The organism is Limnohabitans sp. 2KL-51 (assembly GCF_003063645.1).
Lineage (GTDB): Bacteria > Pseudomonadota > Gammaproteobacteria > Burkholderiales > Burkholderiaceae_C > Limnohabitans_A.
Genome location: NZ_NESJ01000001.1, coordinates 342,057 through 360,878, shown reverse-complemented (window position 1 = coordinate 360,878; position 18,822 = coordinate 342,057). Strand labels below are relative to the sequence as shown.

General features: G+C 61.3%; 21 protein-coding genes. 8 read left to right on the top strand and 13 right to left on the bottom strand.

The window, feature by feature from the left end:
• A partial coding sequence (locus B9Z49_RS22130; RefSeq protein ID WP_233254458.1) for a hypothetical protein occupies positions 1–216 on the top strand: 216 nt, incomplete at its 5' end.
• On the opposite strand, the gene B9Z49_RS01650 is transcribed toward B9Z49_RS22130, so the two are convergent.
• The 4 genes from B9Z49_RS01650 to B9Z49_RS01635 form a co-directional block, all read right to left on the bottom strand.
• Positions 203–1,015 carry an enoyl-CoA hydratase gene (locus tag B9Z49_RS01650; RefSeq protein ID WP_108351722.1) on the bottom strand — a complete coding sequence of 271 codons (813 nt, stop codon included), beginning with the start codon at positions 1,013–1,015 and terminating at the stop codon, positions 203–205. The genes B9Z49_RS22130 and B9Z49_RS01650 overlap by 14 nt on opposite strands.
• Positions 1,016–1,046: 31 nt before the next feature.
• Complete coding sequence (locus tag B9Z49_RS01645; protein ID WP_108351678.1) at positions 1,047–1,544, bottom strand: nuclear transport factor 2 family protein; 498 nt, start codon at positions 1,542–1,544, stop codon at positions 1,047–1,049.
• A 25-nt stretch (positions 1,545–1,569) separates the two neighbouring features.
• Positions 1,570–2,793 (bottom strand): MFS transporter, encoded by a 1,224-nt coding sequence (locus tag B9Z49_RS01640; protein WP_233254457.1) that lies wholly within the window; start codon positions 2,791–2,793, stop codon positions 1,570–1,572.
• Positions 2,794–2,893: 100 nt separating this feature from the next.
• Positions 2,894–3,718 carry an undecaprenyl-diphosphate phosphatase gene (locus B9Z49_RS01635; RefSeq protein WP_108351676.1) on the bottom strand — a complete coding sequence of 275 codons (825 nt, stop codon included), beginning with the start codon at positions 3,716–3,718 and terminating at the stop codon, positions 2,894–2,896.
• A 123-nt stretch (positions 3,719–3,841) separates the two neighbouring features.
• Between B9Z49_RS01635 and B9Z49_RS01630 the strand changes: the two genes are divergently transcribed.
• Positions 3,842–4,249: a DUF2306 domain-containing protein gene (locus tag B9Z49_RS01630; RefSeq protein WP_108351721.1), complete on the top strand. Its 408-nt coding sequence runs from the start codon at positions 3,842–3,844 to the stop codon at positions 4,247–4,249.
• Positions 4,250–4,252: 3 nt separating this feature from the next.
• Positions 4,253–4,768, top strand: coding sequence for a TIGR02281 family clan AA aspartic protease (locus B9Z49_RS01625; protein ID WP_158273397.1), 516 nt, complete (start codon positions 4,253–4,255; stop codon positions 4,766–4,768).
• Positions 4,769–4,835: 67 nt separating this feature from the next.
• On the opposite strand, the gene B9Z49_RS01620 is transcribed toward B9Z49_RS01625, so the two are convergent.
• Positions 4,836–5,261, bottom strand: a complete 426-nt coding sequence (locus B9Z49_RS01620) for a hypothetical protein (protein ID WP_108351674.1) — start codon at positions 5,259–5,261, stop codon at positions 4,836–4,838.
• 162 nt (positions 5,262–5,423) lie between these two features.
• Between B9Z49_RS01620 and B9Z49_RS01615 the strand changes: the two genes are divergently transcribed.
• Positions 5,424–7,268 (top strand): glutamine--tRNA ligase/YqeY domain fusion protein, encoded by a 1,845-nt coding sequence (locus B9Z49_RS01615; protein WP_108351673.1) that lies wholly within the window; start codon positions 5,424–5,426, stop codon positions 7,266–7,268.
• Between the two features lie 18 nt (positions 7,269–7,286).
• The gene (locus tag B9Z49_RS01610; protein ID WP_108351672.1) at positions 7,287–7,910 is read left to right on the top strand and encodes a pyridoxamine 5'-phosphate oxidase family protein; all 624 of its coding nucleotides are present in this window, start codon (positions 7,287–7,289) and stop codon (positions 7,908–7,910) included.
• Between the two features lie 32 nt (positions 7,911–7,942).
• Here the strand turns inward: B9Z49_RS01610 and B9Z49_RS01605 are convergent, their stop codons facing one another.
• Positions 7,943–9,574: an iron ABC transporter permease gene (locus B9Z49_RS01605; RefSeq protein ID WP_108351671.1), complete on the bottom strand. Its 1,632-nt coding sequence runs from the start codon at positions 9,572–9,574 to the stop codon at positions 7,943–7,945.
• A 239-nt stretch (positions 9,575–9,813) separates the two neighbouring features.
• On the opposite strand from B9Z49_RS01605, the gene B9Z49_RS01600 reads away from it, so the two are divergent.
• Both B9Z49_RS01600 and B9Z49_RS01595 read left to right on the top strand, forming a co-directional pair.
• On the top strand, positions 9,814–10,989 hold the full coding sequence (locus B9Z49_RS01600) for an ABC transporter ATP-binding protein (RefSeq protein WP_108351670.1): 1,176 nt from the start codon (positions 9,814–9,816) through the stop codon (positions 10,987–10,989).
• Positions 10,990–11,556: 567 nt separating this feature from the next.
• Positions 11,557–12,114 carry a hypothetical protein gene (locus B9Z49_RS01595; protein ID WP_158273396.1) on the top strand — a complete coding sequence of 186 codons (558 nt, stop codon included), beginning with the start codon at positions 11,557–11,559 and terminating at the stop codon, positions 12,112–12,114.
• Between the two features lie 166 nt (positions 12,115–12,280).
• Here B9Z49_RS01595 and B9Z49_RS01590 read toward each other — a convergent pair whose 3' ends face one another.
• The 6 genes from B9Z49_RS01590 to B9Z49_RS01565 all read right to left on the bottom strand — a co-directional run bounded on the left by B9Z49_RS01590 (position 12,281) and on the right by B9Z49_RS01565 (position 17,060).
• Positions 12,281–13,021, bottom strand: a complete 741-nt coding sequence (locus B9Z49_RS01590) for a 1-acyl-sn-glycerol-3-phosphate acyltransferase (protein WP_108351720.1) — start codon at positions 13,019–13,021, stop codon at positions 12,281–12,283.
• A gap of 228 nt (positions 13,022–13,249) precedes the next feature.
• On the bottom strand, positions 13,250–14,545 hold the full coding sequence (locus B9Z49_RS01585; protein WP_108351668.1) for a dihydroorotase: 1,296 nt from the start codon (positions 14,543–14,545) through the stop codon (positions 13,250–13,252).
• A gap of 11 nt (positions 14,546–14,556) precedes the next feature.
• Entirely contained in the window at positions 14,557–15,522 is a 966-nt protein-coding gene (locus B9Z49_RS01580) for an aspartate carbamoyltransferase catalytic subunit (protein ID WP_108351667.1), read from the bottom strand.
• A gap of 16 nt (positions 15,523–15,538) precedes the next feature.
• Positions 15,539–16,039: a bifunctional pyr operon transcriptional regulator/uracil phosphoribosyltransferase PyrR gene (gene pyrR / locus B9Z49_RS01575; protein ID WP_108351666.1), complete on the bottom strand. Its 501-nt coding sequence runs from the start codon at positions 16,037–16,039 to the stop codon at positions 15,539–15,541.
• Positions 16,036–16,452, bottom strand: a complete 417-nt coding sequence (gene ruvX / locus B9Z49_RS01570; RefSeq protein ID WP_108351665.1) for a Holliday junction resolvase RuvX — start codon at positions 16,450–16,452, stop codon at positions 16,036–16,038. Before ruvX ends, pyrR begins: the two co-directional genes overlap by 4 nt.
• A complete protein-coding gene (locus B9Z49_RS01565) occupies positions 16,449–17,060 on the bottom strand; it encodes a YqgE/AlgH family protein (protein WP_108351664.1) in 612 nt (203 codons plus the stop codon). Before B9Z49_RS01565 ends, ruvX begins: the two co-directional genes overlap by 4 nt.
• A 74-nt stretch (positions 17,061–17,134) precedes the next feature.
• On the opposite strand from B9Z49_RS01565, the gene B9Z49_RS01560 reads away from it, so the two are divergent.
• Positions 17,135–18,610 carry a deoxyribodipyrimidine photo-lyase gene (locus tag B9Z49_RS01560; RefSeq protein ID WP_108351663.1) on the top strand — a complete coding sequence of 492 codons (1,476 nt, stop codon included), beginning with the start codon at positions 17,135–17,137 and terminating at the stop codon, positions 18,608–18,610.
• On the opposite strand, the gene B9Z49_RS01555 is transcribed toward B9Z49_RS01560, so the two are convergent.
• Positions 18,611–18,781, bottom strand: a complete 171-nt coding sequence (locus B9Z49_RS01555) for a rubredoxin (protein ID WP_108351662.1) — start codon at positions 18,779–18,781, stop codon at positions 18,611–18,613.
• Positions 18,782–18,822: the final 41 nt, after the last annotated feature.

The following is an 18,822-nucleotide window of genomic DNA, read 5'->3' as shown; positions in this document are numbered from 1 at the left end:
CACGTAGATATCGTTAAACTGTTTCATGACCTGCCTCCTGAGTTATGGCACTGGGTTGATAAAGGTTTCGCACCCATCAACTTAACCCACGTTTGTCAGGTGGGCAGGTCATCCATCATGTCTACAAATACAAACGCATGGCCGATCAACGCAGAGGCAATTCAAACATCTTGGAGCCGAATCGACATTCCGCCCCTGAGCCTCATTTACCCGTGAATTGCGGGGCGCGTTTCTCCATGAAATGCGCCACCCCTTCGCGAAAGTCGTCACTCGCAAAACTGCGGGCCATCTCCACGTTGGCCTGGCGGGTGTTCTCTGCCAAGGTCTGAAATGGCGCGTCGTACTGCTGGCGCTTGATCACAGCCATCGAGCGCGGCGACACGTTGTCCACCAAATCACGCGCATAGGCATACGTTGCGGCTGCCAAAGCCTCTGGCGCAAACACCTTGTTGACCAAGCCCATGGCCTGCGCCTCGGGGGCCATCACCTTTCGGGCCGACAGCAACAAATCCATCGCGTTGGCATGCCCCACGATTTTGGGCAGCATCCAGCTCAGGCCATGCTCGGCAATCAAGCCGCGCCTTGAAAACGCGGTGGTAAACACCGCGTTGTCGGCCGCAAAACGGATGTCGCAATACAAGGCGTGCACCAGACCAATGCCCGCCGTTGCGCCGTTCAGCATGCCAATCACCGGCTTGGGGATCGCCGGGTAAAACCCATAGCGCGTCTGGTAATCCAGCCGCTGGTTCACATCAAAAGGTTTCGTCCAAGTGGTCGCGGTGATGTCGCTCGGGTCCAGGCCCTTGAGCAAATCCATGTCGGCCCCAGCGCAAAAGCCCCGCCCTGCCCCCGTCAGCACAATGGCGCGAACGTCATCATCTGAAGCGGCGGCATCCATGGCCTGGCGCACCTCGCGTTCCATGACGGTGGTCCAGGCGTTGAGCTTGTCTGGCCGGTTCAAGGTGATGGTCGCGATGCGGTGCTCAACGCTGTAAATGATGTCTTGGTAATTCATGGCAATACCTTTCAAAGAAACATGAAACAACTCACACCGTGCGCTTGCCACGGGCCAAAAATGCTTGGGTAGCGGCCTGGTCCAGCAGCTGCTGGCTCCAGCGCTTGAGCACTTTTTCCAGGCGCGGCGCAGCCACCCCCAGCTGCACCATGGCCACGCCGCCATTGACCGATTCGCTGTAATCGCAAATCAGCCCGTCACGCAGCTCAAAGCGACTGATGCCGTCGATCACCACCTGCCGCCCCGCAAACTCGGGCACCTTCGAGGTAAAGCTCGACAAAGACCGCGCATAGGCCACCTGCCCATTGCACACGGGCTCGAACATCTCCCAGCGGTAGTCCGGCCCGGCATCGCGGTGGAACAGGTCGCTCATCATGTGGGCGATGTCGGCACGGCCCGTGTGGTCGCCGTAGATGTAGTCGTGGTACACGCCGTCTGGCGTGAAACACTGCGCAAAGGCTTCGCCATCACCCGCTTCGGCAGCGGTCGAAAACCGCTTCAACAATTCTTCAAACGCGGCTTGTTGCATGGTGTTGTCTCCTCTGTTTTTTAAATCATGCGGGCAAAGGGTCAGGCAAGCGTTTGAGTGTGCGCACCTTGGACGCGCTGATGATGATGGCCTGCAGGCCAAAGCCCAACACCACACACCACAAGCTCACCGACACCGGAAAGCTCACCCCCACCACACCGCCCAGCGCCGCCCCCAAAGGCCGTGCGCCTGTGCTGACCACGATGTTGATTGACGTGACCCGCCCGATCATGGCGCGGGGCGTCACCGTCTGGCGCAGCGTGGTTGATGTGATGGTCCAGATGATCGGCCCCGCCCCAAAGAAAAAGTAAGACAGCGCCGCCAGCCAGCCCTGCGGCCAATACAAGGTCAGCGCCATGGTGACCGCCGCCAGCACCGAGAAATAAGGCCCGAGCAAAATCGCCTGCCCAAACGGCAGCGCTCGCACCACACGCGGCGCCAGCAATGCCCCCAAGATCATGCCCACGCCATACAAAGCCAGCGTCACGCCCACGCCACTCGCATCCAGCCCCAGGTCATGGATGGCATAGGGCACATAGGCCGCTTGCAGCATGAACCAAGAAATGTTCCAGGCGATCGAACAAAACATCATGGGCCTGAGCAAATCGCTTTGCCACACCCACTTGGCCCCGTCTTGCAACTCCAGCAAAGGGTGGCGCGCTGGCATGGGGGCGCGTGCAGGTTCGACGATACCGCGCAAGCACAACACCGCCGCCACCGACAACATGCCCGACAACACGAACGCCGCCGACGCCCCGGTCCAGGCGATCAAGGCCCCGGCCAAAGCCGGGCCTGCGGCAAACGCCGCGCTGCGCGCCAACTCCAACCGCCCATTGGCTTGCGCCAAACCATCGACCTGTACCAGCGCGGGCACCAGCGATGGCGCGGCCACGCTGAACGCCACCGTGCCCACGGCCGCCATGAAGCCGATGATGGCCAAAGCCGCAATCGACACATTCCCGGTGACGAGCAGCGCCAGCAACAACAACAAAGCCAAGGCCCGCAGCATCTCGGCCAGCGCCATCAAGCGCGTGCGCGAAGTGCGGTCGGCCAGCAGGCCCAGCGGCATGGAGAGCAGCAAAAACGGCAGCGATTGGATGGAGGCCAGCAAACCAATTTCGCCGGGACCGGCCTGCAGCAAGAGCACCGCCACGATGGGCACAGCCGCCAGGCTCAGCTGCTCGGCAGACTGGGCCAGCAAATTGGACCAAGCCAGACGGCGAAAAGAGGCGGAGAGGGTGTCAGACATGCAGGGGGCTTTGAACAAAAGCATCCGCAGGATGCGTCAAACAAGGAAATTTCATTCTGGGTGCGGCCCAAGGCCCAGCATGTCGCCTAGGTGCACCCTATCAAGCCGCCCAGGTCACCAATCCGGTATAGCTCGTGCCCAGCACCACCAGACCGAACACGATCCGGTACCAGGCAAACACCTCGAAGCTGTTGGTCGAGATGAACTTGAGCAGCCAGCGCACACACACCCAGGCGCTCAAGAACGAGAAAAGCAGACCCACTGCAAACATGGGCGCATCGGCCATGCTCAGCAAAGCGCGGTCTTTGTACAGGCTGTAAGCCCCTGCGCCAATCAGCGTGGGGATGGCCAGGTAAAAAGAGAAATCGGTCGCCGCCTTGCGCGACATGCCCAGCAACATGCCACCAATGATGGTCGCGCCGCTGCGGCTGGTGCCCGGAATCATGGCCAGGCACTGCACCAAGCCCACCTTGAGTGCGTCTTGCCAGCGCATGTCTTCCACCTCGGCAATGCGCACAGCGCTGGTCTGTCTGCGTTCGGCCCACAAGATGATGAAGCCGCCGATGATGAAGGTGGTGGCCACCACCTCGGGGGTGAACAAGTTCGCCTTGATCGCTTTGCCAAACAGCAAACCCAAAATGACGGCGGGCACAAAAGCGATGAACACATTCAGCGCAAAACGCTGGGCATCGGCACTGTGCGGCAAAGCGCGCACCGTACTGCTGATCTTTTGCCAATACACAATGATCACTGCCAAAATCGCCCCCGTCTGGATGGCGATGTCAAACACCTTGGCCTTGTCATCGTCGAAGCCCAGCAAAGCCCCCGCCAAAATCAAATGCCCGGTGGACGAGATCGGCAAGAACTCGGTCAGCCCCTCGACCACGCCCATCACGGCGGCTTTCAGCAACAACATCAGGTCCACAAACGCTCCTCGAAAAACTGGGGGGATTATCGCTGCTGGACAAGGTACCAAAATCAACGGTTGAAAACGCCTTACAAAGCTGTGTCACAGTGCTGTCCAAACAAAAAATCTTCCGTCATCACCATGCAACTGACACACACCATCGCCTTCCACATGACCTTGGCTCTGACTGCCACAGTCTTGGGTCCGTGGGCACTTTGGGCCCGCATGGGCCGTATCAAACGACCCCGTCTTCACCGGGCATTGGGTTACGCCTGGGTCACCTGTATGCTAGGCGCTGCTCTTTCAGGTCTGTTCATCCGCGACTTCAATCTGCCCAATATCTGGGGCTACACCCCGATCCACCTGCTCATTCCCCTGACCTTGGTCAGCCTGTACCGGTCATTCCGCTATCTGGCTGATGGCAACATTGCAGGTCATAGGAAAACCATGCAGTGGCTCTATGCATCGGCTTGTGTGGTGACAGGCGCATTCACCTTGTTGCCCGGACGTTTGTTGGGCCAATGGCTTTGGTCTGGCGCTGCGGGTTAAATCGTGGCCACGCCCCCGCTCCACAAAACCGCCCGCCTCGGCGCGTTCGCCATCACGGCCGTGTGGCTGGCTGTGGCCGGGGTGTTGTATCTGGTGTTTGATCGCATAGAGCAAAACCGCCAGGCCAGCCTCAAGCCCTATGCGCTCAGCTCGGGCGATTTGGTCATTCCGCGCCAGCGCGACGGGCATTTTCATGTCGAGGGCGAAGTCAATCGCCAGCCCGTCACGTTTTTGGTGGACACCGGGGCCAGCCATGTGAGTGTGAGCCAAGCGCTGGCCACGCAGGCCGGACTGCCTGCGGGCCAGAGCATCACCTTGCACACCGCCAACGGCCAGCGCCCGGGCCAACTGGTGCGCAGCGTGCCCGTGCGGGCGGGCCACTTGGTGCTCAACGATGCCAGCGTCACGGTGGGCTTGACCGGGATGCCACCCACGCAAGCCCTGCTGGGTCAAGCCTTCCTCAAACACTTTGACGTGGAAATCCGGCGCGACGAGATGGTGCTACGCCAGCGGCCCTGAACCAGTGGCTTAGCCCTTGCAGGACAGCATCTTCAGCCCCTGCACCCACCTGGCCCACTGCGGCCGCTCAGTGCCGCCAGTGATCGCGATGCCCTCTCCCATCGTGACCCCGGTCTCGCTCGTCCTCGCGGTTGTGTCGGCGCTCATGACCACGGTACCCCCGGTCGTGTCCGTAGCCCCAAATTTGCGCTGGGGGGTGGCCCCAAGGCACATGAGCCCGGGGCACGTACACCACACGCGGCGGGGGTGGCGGGGCATAAATCACACGGGGTGGCGGTGGTGGGGCATAAATCACACGGGGCGGCGGGGCGTAATAGACCGAACCAGGCACCACCACCTGGCTGTAAATCGGGACATGGCCGATGCGCGAATGCACCGACACCGACGGCTCGACCACCACCGGATGGGCACAACCGCCTTGCACCAAGCCCAGACCCAACATGCCGAGCAAGGCCAAGGATCTTGAAAACGACGACTTGAACTGAAAAAGCATGACAAAGTTCCTCTGTTGGCGTTGGCTTTTCTTGAAAGCATGCTCCCTTGCCCTTTAGCGCGCCAGCTCAGCATTCGGTGGACAGCCAGCGCTTTATATTGGTTTCCAGTCGTAACGTCGCTGACGCAACCAGACCCGCGCCAACCCCTAAAATCAGACGCTATGACCTCCCCCACTCCAGACAACAGCGCCGACCACAAAGTCAGCAACTTCCTGCGCCAGATCATCGACAAAGACATCGAGCAGGGCACCTATGCCAGCCGCCGCTGGGCAGGCAGCCCGGGCGACGCTGCGCACCACGCTGCAGGCCAACCCGACCCGGCCAAGATCCGCACCCGCTTTCCGCCCGAGCCCAACGGCTACCTGCATGTGGGCCACGCCAAAAGCATCTGCATCAACTTCGGGCTGGCCAAGGAATACGGCGGCGTGTGCCACCTGCGCTTTGACGACACCAACCCCGAAAAAGAAGACACCGAATACGTCAACAGCATCATCGACGCCGTGAAGTGGCTCGGCTTTAGCTGGGCACAGCTGGGCCAGGCCCAAGGCGCAGCCGCATCCGAGGACTGCAGCGCCGCCCCCTACCAAGCCAGCGACTACTTCGACTTCATGTACCGCGCCGCAGAGGCGCTGATTGAAGCCGGTCACGCCTATGTGGACGAACAAAGCGCAGAAGACATGCGCGCCAACCGGGGCGACTTTGGCAAACCCGGTGTGGACAGCCCCTTCCGCAGCCGCACCGTCGCAGAAAACCTGACGCGATTCCGCGAGATGCGTGACGGCCAACTGGCCGACGGCGCCGCCGTGCTGCGCGCCAAGATCGACATGGCTTCGCCCAACATCAACATGCGCGACCCGGCCATCTACCGCATCCGCCGCGCCACCCACCACCACACGGGCGACACCTGGTGCATCTACCCGATGTACACCTTTGCCCACCCCATCGAAGACGCGCTGGAGCAAATCACCCACAGCATCTGCACGCTGGAGTTTGAAGACCAGCGCCCGTTTTACGACTGGCTGATGGAGCGCCTGTGCGAATGCAAGCTGCTGGCCGCACCCAGCCCCAAACAATACGAATTTGCCCGCCTGAACCTGACCTATGTGATCACCAGCAAACGCAAGCTGGCGCAACTGGTCAATGAAGGCAAAGTCAGCGGCTGGGACGACCCGCGCATGCCAACAATAGTGGGCCTGCGCCGCCGGGGCTACACGCCCGAGAGCCTGCGCCTGTTTGCCGACCGCATCGGCGTGACCAAAAGCGACAGCTGGATCGACTACAGCACACTCGAAGGGTGCCTGCGCGAAGACCTGGAAAACAAAGCCCACCGCGGCATGGCCGTGCTCGACCCCGTCAAGCTCGTGCTGACCAACTGGGCCGAGGCCTTTGGCAGCGACGACCACACCGAAGCCTGCACCCAACCCGCACTGCCCCACAGCGCGATTGCCGAAGGCCAAACGCCGCCAGCGGGCCGTGTGTTCCAGATCGGCAAAGAAGTGTGGATCGAGCGCGAAGACTTTGAAGAAGTGCCGCCCAAGGGTTACAAAAGATTGTTCCCTGGCAACGTGGTGCGCCTGAAGGGCGGCTACGTGATCGAATGCACCGGCTGCGCACGCGACGCGGCGGGCAACGTGCTTGAGGTGCACGCCAAAGTGATCCCCGGCACCAAGAGCGGCACCCCCGGCGCCGACAGCGTCAAAGCCAAAGCCGCCATTACTTGGGTGGGCGTGGCCGATGGCGTGAAGGCCGAGGTTCGCCTCTACGACCGCCTGTTTGCCGAAGCGCACCCCGATGCGGGCGGCAAAGACTTTTTGCAGTCGCTCAACCCGGACAGCTTGAAGGTCGTCACAGCGTATGTGGAGCCTTCATTGGCCGGGGCGCAGCCAGACCAGAAGTTTCAATTTGAGCGCTTTGGGTATTTTGTGGCGGACCGCCTGGATCACGTGGCGAGAGCCAAGCCGGTGTTTAACCGGGTGACGGGGTTGAAGGATTCTTGGGGAAAGTAAGTCCACGGTTTTTTATCCATGCCAACACACATCACCAACCTAGAAGCCCTGCGCGAGCTGTATGGCCCCGCACGAGAGCGCGCACTCAAAAAAGAAATCCCGGCGCTGGACACGCATGCCACGCGCTTCGTGGGCTTGTCGCCTTTTGTGGTGCTGGCCAGCAGCGATGCGGGTGGGCACATGGACGCTTCGCCGCGCGGTGGCGAGCCGGGTTTTGTCAAGATGCCGGATGCGCACACCTTGCTGCTGCCGGATGCACCAGGCAACAACCGGCTGGACACGCTGGAGAACATCATCGCCACCGGGCGGCTGGGCTTGTTGTTCATGGTGCCGGGCTTTGACGAGACCTTGCGCGTCAATGGCCGCGCTGTGTTGTCCACCGACCCGGCCGACTTGGCGCTGTGTGCCGATGCGCGGCGCACGCCCGCGCTGGTTATCCGCTTGACGGTGGAGTCTGTGTATTTGCATTGCGCTAAGGCCTTCATGCGCTCGGGCTTGTGGGATGCCTCGCGCCACACCGACCGGGCGAAGCTGCCCAGTATGGCCGAGATGCTGCGCGACCAGATTCGTGTGTTCAAAGGCGAAGAGGTCGAGGCCGAAAGCCAGGCCCAAATGTTGGAGCGCTACCGGCAGACGCTTTGATCGGCAAGTGCTGATTGCGTTTTAGCCAACGCTCAGGACCTCTGCCGAAGGGTCCTGCTGAGCAAAATCACCGGAATCAGCCCCACCAGCACCAAGGCCAGCGAGGGAAGCGCTGCCTCACCTAGGCGCTCGTCACGCGCAAGCTGGTAGGCCACCACAGCCAAGGTGTCGCTGTTGAAGGGGCGCAGCACCATGGTGGCGGGCAGCTCCTTCATCACGTCCACAAACACCAGCAAGGCAGCGGCGATGGTCGTGCGCTGCAACAAAGGCGCGTGCACCCGGCGCATCAAGCCCCAGCCGGTCACGCCCAACATGCGGGCCGAATCGTCCAAGCTGAACGGAATGCGCGCATAACCGCTTTGCACCGATTGCAAAGCCACCGCACAAAAACGCACCAGGTAGGCCCACACCAGGCCCAAGGATGTGGCGGTGATCCAAGCCCCCGCTGATGATGCGGGCCAGGTCTGTTGAATCCAGCCCAAGGGCAAGAGCAAGCCCACCACCACCACCGCACCGGGAATGGCGTAACCCAAGCCCACCAGTTGAATGGCGCCTTGGCTGATGCGGTCAGCCCGTGTGCGCACGCTGAAGGCCAGCGCCAGCGCCACACCCACCGCCAGCACCGCCGTGACCGCGCCCAAACGCAAGCTGGTCCAGGCCCACTGGCCAAAACGCTCCCAAGGCATCTCGGTTGTCTCGCCCAGAAAGGCGCGCAGCATGATGAGCACCGGCAGCACAAAGCCCAGCAGCACGGGCAAGCTGCACACCGTCCACGCCAGTACGCGTCGCGTGCCGTGCAGCTGCACCGGCTGTGCCTCGGCAGAGCCCTGACGCGAGCCACGCCCCTGGTTGAAGCGCATGCGCTTTTGGGCGCGTTGCTCCAACTGCAGCAAGACCACCACCACGGCCAGTAACACCGTGGCCAGCTGCGCGGCCGCAATGCGGTTGTCCATCGACAGCCAAGCCTTGTAAATCCCGGCCGTGAAAGTCTGGATGCCAAAGTAGCTGGACACGCCAAAGTCAGCCAGGGTTTCCATGAGTGCCAGCGCCACACCCGCAGCCACGGCGGGTCGAGCCAAGGGCAAAGCAATCTCGCGGATGCGACGGGACAAGGGTGCGCCCAGCAAGCGGGCTGCTTCCATCAGGCCCGAAGCCCGCTCCACCAAGGCGGTGCGGGCCAGCAAATACACATAAGGGTAAAGCGAGAGCGTGAACACCAGGGCCGCGCCCCAGACGCTGCGCACATCGGGCCACAATCGCCCTTGCAAGCCCAGCGCTTCGCGCAAGGCCACCTGCAGCGGTCCACTGAACTGCAAGAAGTCGGTGTAGGCATAGGCCACCACATAAGCGGGCATGGCCAGTGGCAAGAGCAGCAGCCATTCAAACATGCCGCGACCCGGAAAATCGAACAGGGTGACCAGCGCCGCGGTGGTCAAGCCCAAAACCGTCACGCCCACCGCCACCATCAGGCACAGGGCCAGCGTGGTCAGCACGTAATCGGGCAGCACCGTTCGCGCCATCTCGAGCAAGATGTTGGCACTCTCGCCACTCCACTGCAGCCACGATCCCAGAACGGCCAGCACAGGCAAGGCCAAAGCCAGTGTCAGCAAAATATAGAGAAAAGAGGGTAGGCCCGATAAGCGGCGGGCCAGGGTGGTCAGCATATCGGCACTATTGTAGAAGCCGCACCCTGAATGCCTTGTGACCTCATATCAAGTTCGCCAAAGACTTGGGGGTCATCTCCCTTGCAACCATGGATTCCGGATCACGTCCGGGATGACAAGCTGAGGGCTTGTCGGGCATGACGCATACATACATGGCTTGCGGATCAAGTCCCTAGTGACAATGGCGCGGCGTGCGCAAGCAATGAGTGACAAGGCGCAACCTGCCTACAATCACAAACATGTTTCTAGAACTGCGCCAACTGGACATTCAATACCCGGGCAGCACCGCGCCTGCCGTGCGAGGGGTGAACCTTGGGCTGCGATCGGGCGAGATTGGCGTGCTGATCGGGCCGTCTGGCTGCGGCAAAACCACCTTGTTGCGTGCCGTGGCGGGGCTGGAGCCGATATCGGGCGGCCAGATCCTGCTGTCTAACCGGGTGGTGAGCGAAAAGGGCCACACCGAGCCGGCCGAACGCCGCCGCATCGGCATGGTTTTTCAGGACTATGCGCTGTTTCCGCACATGGACGTGGGGAATAACGTGGGCTTTGGCCTGGAACACCTGCCCAAAGCCGAGCGTCAAAAACGGGTGGCTGACGTGCTGGAACTCGTGGGGCTAACGGGTTCAGACAAACGCTACCCGCACGAACTCTCGGGTGGTCAACAGCAACGCGTGGCGCTGGCCCGAGCCTTGGCCCCCAAGCCCGACCTGCTGCTGCTGGACGAGCCGTTTTCCAACCTGGACATCGACTTGCGCGAGCGCTTGGCCCACGAGGTGCGCAACATCCTCAAAGCCGCCCAGGCCACCGCCCTGCTCGTCACACACGACCAGCTCGAAGCCTTTGCGATCGGCGATGTGATCGGCGTCATGAACGAAGGCCAGTTGCACCAGTGGGACGACGCCTACAGCCTCTATCACCGCCCAGCCACCCGCTTTGTCGCCGATTTCATTGGCCATGGCGTTTTCACCCCTGCCACGCTGCGCGAAGTGGATGGACACATCCTGGTCAGTACCCCGGTGGGTGAGTTGCGCGATGTGGCCGAATGCCCTTTGCCCTGCGCGTTTGAGAACGGCCAATGCGATGTGCTGCTGCGGGCTGACGACATCGTGCACGATGACGATGCCCCGGTGAAGGCTCAGATCATCCGCAAGGCTTTTCGGGGCTCGGAGTTTTTGTACACCCTGCGCCTGGCCACGGGCGAGCAACTGATGGCCCATGTGCCCAGCCACCACGACCACAAACTCGGCGAATGGATCGGTATCCGCGCCGAGGTGGACCACGTCGTCACCTTCAACCGAGCCTGCCAGATGAACGACCGCGAGCTTTGCCAGTTGCCCTGCCCTCAAGCCAAAGCCCGTGAGAACAGCGATTCAAAATATCAAAATATCAAAATATCAAATTTACAAAAAATGTAGGTTTGAAGATCGTCTTTTCAGTCCCAAAAAGCCGTTGCCAAGGCCTTTCCTTGGCTCTTTGCGCTTTCCCGCACTACCTGCCTCCCGTCTCCGTTTTTAACTAAGGGCAGTGTTTGGCGAATTCAATCTGATCCGCTGCAAGGGCTTGAGGCTTTCAAGGTCATGGGTCCTGTCGGCATCACTCAGATGAATCAAAATTCAATTATTAAGAATCATTTGATGCTCTTCTTTAATGAATACTTTTGCCGGGATACAATAAAAATGTAAATTACGCCAAAAATAACAGTGATACCTAATGAACCGATGTTTCCGAAATCTTATCAAAGCATGAGAAATGCTGCGGCACCCGCAACCGAGAGGCAAGCTGGTTTTTTCAATTTCAGCAACGTGGTGCTGCCCTCGTCACAGCGTGCAACCTCAGTCAAAACCTCACGCGCCTTGGCGCACTGGGATTTACGCGATTCAGAAGAGATACGCACCAAAGATGGGCGTATCGCACCGTTGACCGAGAAATCCGCAACTCTGAGAAAACGCCATTTTTTTTGGTTTCTCTTGGTTTTGGTGCTGATGCACTTGTCACAATTGATGGCCAAAAACGATGCCCACCGCGGCGGCTGGACACCACCGATTGAGCCACCCGGCTCTGTGATCGTGACTTCCCTGAGCGAAGTCTCGCCCGTTCAACGGTCTGGTAACAGGGCAGCTGAAACCCCACAGCGCTTAGCCACCTCAGCCCCGGCCACTACGACCGTCCAACAGTTGCCCCCATCAACCTTGGCCAGCGGCAATGAAGCGGCGCTGCGTCAGGCGATTGAGCAATGGAGCCAATCCTGGGGCGGACAGTTGATACCCCAGTATTTAGGCATGTATGCCAGCGATTTTGAGCCCCCAAAGGGGTTGAGCCGCCCTGCTTGGGCCCAGCAACGTACGCAGCGCATCGCCAGCAAAAAAAACATCCGGCACGACATCCAAAATCTGACCATCCAGTTCAACGCAAGCCAGGCCACGGTGCGCTTCACGCAGCTCTACCAGGACGAGCGCGTGCGAGCGATCGACCGAAAGACCATGCATTGGGTTTGGCGCAGTGGCCAATGGCAAATTACCCGAGAAGCCACAGACCAATGATCCGGTCTCTTGACGATTGAATTGCCCTTGTGTTTGTCAGGCGTGTGTTTTTTGTAAGAGTCCGCCCCGAGGGCGATGGTTTGCAGGGCCAAATTAAGGGCCTCTGTCACGCCCAATCGCCCATGGCGTGGACTCTGCCCATGACTCAAGACTTCATGACGCCGACTCAGGGGGTGTCCCGCAGGACCGTGATATCTCGGCGAAGATCCTGCGCCCAGGCACGACGGTCACGTCCCATGGCGGTTTGGGGTTCACCAAAGTGCACCACAGCTTCGATGCGGCGGGCTTTCAGGGTGCGCCACATGGAGCCGATCAGGGTGTCGTCACCGATGTAGCACGGCGCTAAGCTCAGTTCACCCGTTTGGGCATCGATGAATTTGATCGACATGGGCTGCACCGGTGCTTCGGCCTGGATGGCCGCCTGGATCAGGTTGGCGTGGAAGGGCAGCAACTCGCGCCCGTCGCTGGTTGTGCCTTCGGGGAACACCGCCACCACATCGCCATTCTTCATGGCGTCGGCCATGTCTTTGACCATTCGCAGCGCGTCTCTGCGGTTGGTGCGTTCGATGTACAGCGTGCCCGCACCCGTGGCCAGCGTGCCCACCAAAGGCCAGTCTCGGACGTCAGATTTAGAGACGAATCGGCAGTGCCTGGCCGCATGAATGACCAGAATATCGAGCCAGGAGATGTGGTTGGCCACCATGAGCGCCGGTCCGTTGATCACCGGCTGGCCCAGCACCCGCAAATGGATGCCCCACAGCGCCAGAAACTGCAGCGCCCAGGCTTGCACGCGCATTTCCCGCTGCTCGGGGCTCAGCTGTGGAAAGCGCAGGTAAATGGTCCACATGCCCATGAGCACGTGCCACAGGCCGCGCAGGAATTTCCAGAGGGCTTTTAGAGAGCGCATACGTTTGCAGCCGCTACCTTGATCGGATTTCCATGCCGTGCCCATGGGCGCGGGCTTGTGCCCCATCGATTCGCCCATCGCCCACAGGGGTGGGCTCCTACGGGGAAAGGTGCACGAGGTGGTTGTCCTTGTAGGAGCCCATCCCATGGGCGATGGTTAATGGCCCAACGCGCCGTGCTTCGGCCACAGGGATAAGTTTCAGCTGGGATGAGGGTCACAAGAGGGCACTCATTGCGCCTCGAACGCCACTTGCCCGCCTACCACCGTGGCCCGCACGCGGCCGGGCAACTCGTAGCCGGAAAACGGCGTGCTCTTGCCTTGGCTGCGCAGGGCAGCGTCGCACACCAGCCAGTGGCCTTCGGTAGACAGCACGCACACATCGGCCACGCCCCCAACTGCCAGATGGCCGACTGAGTCTTGCAGGCTGCCCAGCGTGGTGCCCAGCACGCGGGCCGGGTCGGCGGTGAGGCGTGAGAGCACTTGCGGCATAGGTAAAGCGGCAGCCTGCCCCCACTTGAGGGCCAGGCTCCAGAGCAGCTCCATGCCGGTGGCGCCAGGTTCGGCTTCGGCAAATGGCAAGGCTTTGGCGTCGGCATCGACCGGGGTGTGGTCGGACACCAGCACGTCGATCGTGCCATCGGCCAGGCCTGCACGCAGGGCGTCGCGGTCGCGCTGCTGGCGCAGCACGGGCGTGAGGCGCGCACAGCTGTCAAAGTAACCCATGTCAGCATCGGTCAGGTGCAGAGAATTGATGCTCACATCGGCCGTCACAGGCAGGCCCTCGGCCTTGGCCTGGCGCACCAGCTCCACGCCTTGAGCGCTGCTGATGCGGCACAGGTGGACGCGGGCACGGGTGCTGCGCACCAACTCAAAAATCGTGTGCATGGCAATCGTCTCGGCCGCCACCGACACGCCCGACAAGCCCATGCGTGTGGCCAAGGCCCCGCTTGCGGCCACGCCCTTGCCCAAGTGCAGCTCTTGCGGGCGCAACCAGACGGTGAAGCCAAAGGTGCTGGCGTATTGCAGCGCACGTTGCAGCACCTGGGTGCTGGAGATCGGCACCTCAGCCTGAGAAAAACCCACACAACCGGCGACCGTGAGTTGGCCCATTTCGGTCAGCACATCACCCTTCAGGCCCACCGTGAGCGCACCCAGCGGCAGCACACGGGCTTGGTGCAGTTTTTCGGCGCGGTAGCGCAGCATCTCGACAAGACCTGGTTCGTCGAGCACCGGCTCGGTGTCGGGCGGGCAAACCAGACTGGTCACGCCACCGGCCACGGCGGCGGCCATTTCGCTCTCGAGCATGCCCGCGTGCTCCTGGCCAGGTTCGCGCAGGCGTGCTGCCAGATCCACCAGACCCGGTGCCACGATACAGCCGTGGGCATCGATCACGCGGTTGGGCTTGAAGTCGGCGGGCCCCTGGCCGATCGCCACAATGCGACCGGCGGCGATCGCCACATCGGCCATTTGGTCAAAGCCGCTGGCGGGGTCGATGACGCGGCCGTTTTGAATCAGGAGCTTCATGGTTTTGTTCCTTAAGCCTCGTTGCCTGCGACGATGCTCATCACCGCCATGCGCACCGCGATGCCAAAGGTCACCTGAGGCAAGATCACGCTTTGCTGGCCGTCCACCACTGCCGAGTCAATCTCGACCCCCCGGTTGATCGGCCCCGGGTGCATGACGATGGCGTCGGGTTTGGCTCGTTGGAGTTTTTCGGGGGTGAGGCCAAAGCTCTCAAAGTATTCCTGGCTGGAGGGCAGCAGTGCGCCGCTCATGCGCTCATTTTGCAGGCGCAGCATGATGACCACGTCACAGTCCTTGATGCCGTCTTCGAGGTTGTTGAAGACACGCACACCCATTTGCGCCATGTCGGCGGGCACCAGCGTTTTGGGGCCGACCACCCGCACTTCGGCGCAGCCCAGCGTGGTGAGCGCGTGGATGTCAGACCGCGCCACACGCGAGTGCAGCACATCGCCCACAATGGCCACGGTGAGGTTGGAAAAATCTTTCTTGTAGTGGCGGATGGTGTACATGTCCAGCAGGCCCTGGGTGGGGTGCGCATGGCGGCCGTCGCCCGCGTTGACCACATGCACATGGGGCGCAACATGCTGCGCAATCAGGTAGGGCGCGCCCGACTCGCTGTGGCGCACCACAAAGATGTCAGCCGCCATGGCGCTCAGGTTGGCAATCGTGTCGAGCAGTGACTCGCCCTTGGCTGCAGACGAGCGGGCAATGTCGAGCGTGTACACATCGGCCGACAGGCGGGTGGCCGCGATGTCGAAGGTGGTGCGGGTGCGGGTGCTGTTTTCAAAAAACAGGTTGAACACGCTTTTGCCGCGCAGAAGGGGCACCTTCTTGACCTCGCGGTCGCTCACGCTGACGAAGCTGGCGGCCGTGTCGAGGATGTGGGTGAGGATGTCCTTGGACAGGCCTTCGGTGGAGAGCAGGTGGATCAGCTCGCCGTTTTGGTTGAGTTGGGGGTTGTTGCGTTTGTAGAGCATGTTGTTTTCACCTCAATCAGGCTTTGTTCTCCACTTTGAAACTGAATCGACCCGCCTCGTCGCGGGCCAGCGCCAGCGATTGGGTTTCGGGCAAGGCCACGCGTGCGGCGGCAAAGTCGGCCTGCACCGGCAGCTGACGCCCACCGCGGTCCACCAGCACGGCGAGCTGCACGCGTGCGGGGCGGCCGTAGTCAAAAATTTCGTTCATCACGGCGCGAATCGTGCGGCCGGTGTAAAGCACATCATCAAGGATCAGGATGTCGGCCCCAGCCACCTCAAACGGCATGCTGGTCTGACCACCTGCCGACAAGCCGCGCTGGGCAAAGTCGTCGCGGTGCATGACCGAAGACACCTGACCCGCTTCACCGGCCAGGCCCAGGTCTCGTTGCAGTCGCTGGGCCAGCCAGGCGCCACCCGAGGTGATGCCCACGAGGCGGGTGTTGTCCTGACACAGGCTGCGCACGCCGCGCAAGAGTTCTTGGTACAGGGCTTCTGCATTCAACGCCAAAGCACTCATTGCAGGCTCCTTAAGAATTGTTCCAGAATGATCGCCGCCGCCGCCGCATCGGCGTCTTTGGCACCATAAGAATGCGCCTCAGTGGTGGTGTAACGCTCGTCCACCTCGTACACCGACAGGCCAAAACGACCGCGCAACTGGCGGCCGAACTTGCGGGCGCGCAAGGTGTTTTCATGCTCGCCCCCATCGGGGTGGGTGGGCACGCCGATCACCAGCGCGTCGGGCTGCCACTCCTTGATGCGTTTGGCGATGAGTTCAAACCGAGCGTCGCCCTCAGCGGCGATGGTGCCTTGCGGGGTGGCCGAGTTCATCAGGCGGTTGCCCACGGCCACACCAGTGCGCTTGAGGCCATAGTCAAAGGCCAGAAAACTCTGGTGTTGGGCTGGAACGGTGTTCTCGGGTGTGCTGCTCATGCGTGCCCCGCGTCAGGCGAGAGCATCCAGCTTTTGAGGCCCAGCAGGTCGAGGGCGCGGTCGTAGCGCTCGGCCATGGGCACCTCAAAAATCACTTCGGCCGAGGCCGCCACCGTGAGCCAGGTGTTTTCGCCCAACTCGGATTCAAGCTGGCCTTCGCCCCAAGACGCATAGCCCAGCGTGACCAGCACGCGGCGCGGGCCTGCGCCAGAAGACAGGGCTTCGAGCACGTCGCGCGAAGTGGTCATCTCCAGCCCACCCGGCACGGTGAGCGTCGAGGCGTAGGTCGAGCCTTCTTGTTGGGGCTTGTCCGTGCGCAGGGGGTCGTGCAAAGGGTCGTGCAGCACAAAGCCGCGCTCGGTTTGCACTGGCCCGCCGTGACCCACTGGGTTTTGCATCAGGTCTTCCCGGCGCAGGGGCAGCTCCACCTTGTCAAACAAGAGACGCATGCTGATGTCGGAGGGTTTGTTGATGATCAGGCCCATGGCCCCCCGGGGGCTGTGCTCACACATATAGATGACGCTGCGGGCGAATGTCTCGTCCTCCAACCCGGGCATGGCGATCAGGAAATGATGCTTGAGGTCAATGGAGGCAGAATCAGCGGTCATGCACCGATTTTAGCGGTCCCGACTCTGCAGGCGGGGTCAAGGGTGCATTGTTTGACTCAAACCGGCAAACCCCGATGGAAACCCCTTTTTCTTGTGGCCTGGTCTGGCTGCGGCGCGACCTGCGCGTGAGTGACCACGCCGCCCTGCACCATGCCTTGCAGCACTGTCAGCGGGTGCATGTGGTGTTCGTGTTCGACACCGAGATCCTGGACGTCCTGCCCCGCGCCGACCGCCGGGTCGAGTTCATCCGCGAGTCGCTGGTCGAGGTCGATGCCCGCTTGCGGGAAATGTCGGGGCACCCGAAGGCAGGCCTGATCGTGCGCCACGGCGTGGCCAAAGACAAAATCGTCAAACTGGCCCAGCACCTGCAGGCCCAAGTGGTATTCACCAACCACGACGACGAGCCCCTGGCGCTGGCGCGCGACATTCAGGTGCGCGGCCATCTGGCCGACCACGGCATCGTGCTGCACACCTTCAAGGACCATGTGGTGTTTGAGCGCCACGAAGTGCTGACCCAAATGAATAAGCCCTTCAGCGTGTTCACGCCTTACAAAAACGCTTGGCTGAAAAAAATCACCCCCGAAGACCTGCAAGCTTTCGAGGTGGCCGAACTGGCCCAACGGCTGGCCCCGCGCCCTGATGACCTGGCGCATCCGTTACCCAGCCTGGCCGACATGGGCTTTGAGCCGACCAACCTGCAGGCCCTGAAAATCCCCACGGGCGAGTCGGGCGCGCAGACCTTGCTGCAGGACTTTCTGACCCGCATTGACCAGTATGAGGACACGCGCAACTTCCCGGCTGTCAAAGGCCCCAGTTATCTGAGTGTGCATTTGCGCTTTGGCACGGTGTCGATCCGTCAACTGGCCCGCGAGGCGCACCCGCGCATGCTGGCGGGCAGCGTGGGGGCCAGTGTGTGGCTCTCTGAGCTGATATGGCGCGACTTTTATGTGCAGGTGCTGCACAACTTTGCGCATGTGGGGCAAGGCCAAAGCTTCAAGCCCGACTACGACGCGATCCGCTGGGAACATGGCCCCCACGCCCACAAGTTGTTTGACGCTTGGTGCGAAGCGCGCACCGGCTACCCCTTGGTGGACGCGGCCATGCGCCAGATCAACCAGACGGGCTACATGCACAACCGCCTGCGCATGGTGGTGGCGAGCTTTTTGGTGAAGGATTTGGGTATCGACTGGCGCTGGGGCGAAAAGTACTTTGCCACGCACCTGAACGACTTTGACTTATCGGCCAACAACGGAGGCTGGCAGTGGGCCAGCTCCAGCGGGTGTGACGCGCAGCCGTACTTTCGCATCTTCAACCCGATCAGCCAAAGCGAAAAATTTGACCCCGAGGGCAAATTCATCCGCCGCTATGTGCCGGAATTGGCGGAGTTGCCCACGGCCGCGTTGCACGCGCCTTGGCTGGCCAAACCCATGGAGTTGCAAGCGGCGGGGGTGGTGATTGGTAGGACTTACCCTGCCCCCATCGTGGACCACGCCCAAGCCCGCGAGAAAACGCTGGCCCGGTATGCGGTGGTCAAGAAAAGCGCAGACTGATCAGATGGCGACCATCTCGAAGTCTTCTTTGCGGGCCGCGCATTCGGGGCAAGTCCAATTCATGGGCACGTCTGCCCATTGGGTGCCAGGGGCGATGCCGTGCTCGGGGTCACCTGCGGCTTCGTCGTAGATCCAGCCGCAAATCAGGCACATCCAGGTTTTGTGTTCCATCACAGTGTCGCAATCAGAGAGTCGAATAGAATAAATTGATT